Source organism: Arthrobacter sp. WCS2018Hpa-7 (assembly GCF_031843805.1).
GTDB lineage: Bacteria > Actinomycetota > Actinomycetes > Actinomycetales > Micrococcaceae > Arthrobacter.
Genome location: NZ_JAVTJB010000050.1, coordinates 1 through 1,290, shown reverse-complemented (window position 1 = coordinate 1,290; position 1,290 = coordinate 1). Strand labels below are relative to the sequence as shown.

At 63.6% G+C, this 1,290-nt stretch carries 1 protein-coding gene; it reads left to right on the top strand.

The window, feature by feature from the left end; genetic code table 11:
- The first annotated feature begins 122 nt into the window (after nt 1-122).
- Nucleotides 123-1,253, top strand: a complete 1,131-nt coding sequence (locus RQH14_RS23125) for an IS1249 family transposase (RefSeq protein ID WP_311215450.1) — start codon at nt 123-125, stop codon at nt 1,251-1,253.
- Nucleotides 1,254-1,290 lie beyond the last annotated feature (37 nt).

Genomic DNA, 1,290 nt, shown 5'->3' with positions numbered 1-1,290 from the left:
GGGTTATAGGACAAAACGTGTGTATGGGAGGGGCTTGCTTCCCAGTGATCGCGCGGGAAATCCGGGGTAGCTAAGCTTTTGAAGCTTAGGGTGGCTGGGGTGCTTGCATATCTCTGGAGTGTTTGATTTGTGGCCGCGGGCTGGTTCGGAACGGGAAAACAGCTGCCGGTAAGCAGCGGTACCGGTGTTTGAAGTGCGGGGCGAGCCGCTCGGGTGAACGTCCCGATGTGAGCCGGAGAGCTGAATTGGACGCGTTCCTTGGCTGGCTGCTGGGCACGTCGAACCAATCAGCCGCGACCTCGTTTGGCACGGCCCGTTCCTTCCGGCGCCGCACCGAATGGTGCTGGAACATTGTCCCGGAGATTCCGGTCACCGGTGAGGTTCATGGCCAGATCCAGGTCGACGGGATCTACGTGGGCTCGTGGTGCTGTTTGATCGCTGTTGCCGGGGATCACGTGCTCGGATGGCAGTGGTGCGATACCGAGAAGAAGGCCGCGTGGGCTGCCCTGCTCGCCCGGTTCCCTGCCCCCACCGTTGTGATCACTGATGGTGGCTCCGGGATCGCGGCAGCGCTGGCCGAATGCTGGAGTGAGACCGCGGTCCAGCGGTGCCTTGTCCATGTCCAGCGCAACGTCCGCACGTACCTGACCGGCCGGCCCAGGACTGAGGCGGGCAAGGCGTTGCTGCGGCTGGGACGGGCCCTGACGAGGATCACCACCGCCGCTGAAGCGGCCGCGTGGTTGGGCGGGCTCAATGACTGGCACCAGAGCTACGGGCACTTGGTCAAAGCCCGCACCTATCGCACTGGCAGCGCCGTCGTCCCGGGGTGGGTCAGGGCCAATCAGACCTGGTGGTACACCCACGACAGGCTCCGCAAGGCCTACCGGCTTCTGGAACGACTCAGCCAGGCCGGGACGCTGTTCACCTATCTGCGCGCGGAGTTCGCCGGCCTGCAGATCGCCTCGACTACTAATCGCATTGAAGGCGGCACCAACGCCCAACTCCGGTTGCTGCTGCGGGCCCACCGGGGCATGAGTGAAGAACACCGAAAACGCGCGATCGAGTGGTACCTCTACCTGCACAGCGAACAGCCCCTGCCACCGGCCAAACTCATCAAAGCCGAGCATTACCGTCCCGCCAAGACCGAAGCCATCACCACGACCGAGCAGAAGCCCGGGCCCGACCTCTACAGCACCGGACTCAGCGCCGACGAAGGACTCTGGCATCGCAAAGGATGGGCAGGCCGCACATGACACACCCGAGATTTACACACGTTTTGGCCTATAACCC